1 pseudogene is annotated in these 2,258 nt (G+C 71.6%); it reads left to right on the top strand.

Going from position 1 to position 2,258, the window contains the following annotated elements:
- A pseudogene (locus FXO19_RS19365) lies at positions 1 to 2,258 on the top strand (ESPR-type extended signal peptide-containing protein); the annotation flags it as partial.

Here is a 2,258-nt window from a genome sequence, read left to right as displayed (position 1 = left end):
GGCATCGGGCTACGGCGCGGTCGCCGAGGGCGACTCGAGCACTGCGGTCGGCGGCGCCCTGTACTACGAGGTGGATGGCGAAGTGGTGCTCGATGCCACCACCACGGCCTCCGATTTCGGCGCCAGCGCCCTTGGCGCGGGCGCACAGGCGACCGGTTTCCTGAGTACCGCGACCGGTGCGAACGCGACGGCTTCGGGCCTGCAGTCGACCGCGCTCGGCTACAGCAGCGTCGCGTCCTCCGACTACTCGACGGCGGTCGGCAGCTTCAGCGAGGCGACCGCCGAGCGCTCGGCGGCGTTCGGCTACGGTTCCTCCGCCAGCGACTACGGCGCGACCGCGCTGGGCTTCTCCGCCGACGCCGGCGGTTACTACAGCACCGCCGTGGGCTACAACGCGAGGGCGACGGGCGAGGACGGAACGGCGGTCGGCCAGTCGGCGTGGGCGACCGGTGCCCAGAGCACCGCGCTCGGCCAGTTCGCCTGGGCGACCCGCGACGGGGCGACGGCGATCGGCCAGGACAGCTTCGCCTACGCCGAGAACGCGACGGCGCTGGGCGCCAGCGCGTGGGCGAGCGCGGTCAACAGCGTGGCGCTCGGTGCCGATTCGCGCGCCAACCGCGAGAACACGGTCTCGGTCGGCACTGAAGGTGGCGAGCGCCAGATCGTCAACGTGGCAGCCGGGACCGAAGATACGGATGCGGTGAACCTGGCGCAGCTCGAGGCGGTGACCTCCAGTACCCAATATTTCCAGGCGACCGGCGACGGCGAGGCGTACGCCGACGGCGTCGAGGCCACGGCTTCGGGTTCGAACGCGACCGCCGAGGGCGACTACTCGACGGCGAACGGTTCGGCCAGTTATGCCGCGGGCCCGGGCGCCTCGGCGTTCGGCAGCGGCGCGCAGGCGTTCGGCCAGTACGCCACCGCCTCCGGTTTCAATGCGGTGGCCAATGGCGATTCCAGCACTGCGGTTGGCGGCTGGCTGTACTACGAGGATCCGGACACCGGCGAGGTGCTGCTGGACCAGACCACCACGGCGCTGGAAGTAGGCGCTTCGGCCTTCGGCGCCGGCGCCCAGGCCAATGGCGCCTTCAGCACCGCGACCGGCGCGGCGGCCACGGCCGACGGGTTGCAGTCCACTGCAACCGGTTACAGCAGCTCGGCGGCGGGCCTGGCCTCGACCGCCAACGGCGGTTTCAGTGATGCCAGCGGCGATTTCGCGACCGCGCTCGGCTACGGCGCCGAAGCGAGCGAGGCGAACACCACGGCGGTCGGCGTCTCCTCGACGGCCAGCGGCAGCGCCAGCGTTGCGCTGGGCAGCAGCTCGCAGGCGACGAGCCTCAACAGCACGTCGGTGGGCGGCTCGTCCCGGGCCACGGCCGACAACACCACGGCGGTCGGCCAGCTGGCTTGGGCGACCTCGGTGGGTTCGACGGCGATCGGCCGCGACTCGTACGCCTACGGCGGCATCAACGCCACCGCGGTGGGCCTGAGCGCCTGGGCCAACGGCGCCAACAGCGTGGCGCTGGGTTCGGGGGCGCGCGCCAACGAGGAGAACGTGGTGTCGGTGGGCAACGGCACCGGGGCGGGCGGCTATCCGGCGACGCGCCGCATCGTCAACGTCAGCGACGGCGTCGACGACAACGACGCGGTCAACATGGGGCAATTCAACGAAGTGGCCGAGGGCGCGGCGGAAACCGCGCGCTACTTCAAGGCCACCGGCGAAGGCGAGGCATTCGCCGATGGCGAGGAGGCGACCGCTTCCGGTTCGAACGCGATCGCAGAAGGCGACTATTCGACCGCGACCGGTTCGAGCAGTTATGCGGGCGACCTGGGCGCGTCGGCCTTCGGCAGCGGTGCACAGGCACTGGCCGAAACCGCGACCGCCGTCGGTTTCAATTCGGTCGCCGACGCCGAGAGCGCAATCGCGCTCGGCGCGATGGCGCAGGCCAGCGGCGAGTACGCCGTCGCGCTGGGCTCGGAAAGCCTGGCGACCGGCGAACTGGCCACGGCCACCGGCGCCGGTGCCGTCGCCAGCGGAGACGGGAGCCTGGCTTCCGGCGCACTCAGCGGTGCTTCGGGTACCGAAGCCACGGCGGTCGGTTTCTATGCCGACGCCGCGGGCGAAGGTGCGACCGCGATCGGTGCCGAGAGCAGCGCCGCCGGCGAGACCGCGGCGGCGTTCGGTTTCCTGTCGGAAGCCAGTGGTGACTATTCGACCGCGGTGGGCGGTTATGCGTCGGCGACGGGTTTCAACAGCA

This window comes from Luteimonas suaedae (genome assembly GCF_008312895.1).
Taxonomy (GTDB): Bacteria; Pseudomonadota; Gammaproteobacteria; order Xanthomonadales; family Xanthomonadaceae; genus Luteimonas; species Luteimonas suaedae.
This window is presented reverse-complemented; position numbering and strand designations above follow the sequence as displayed.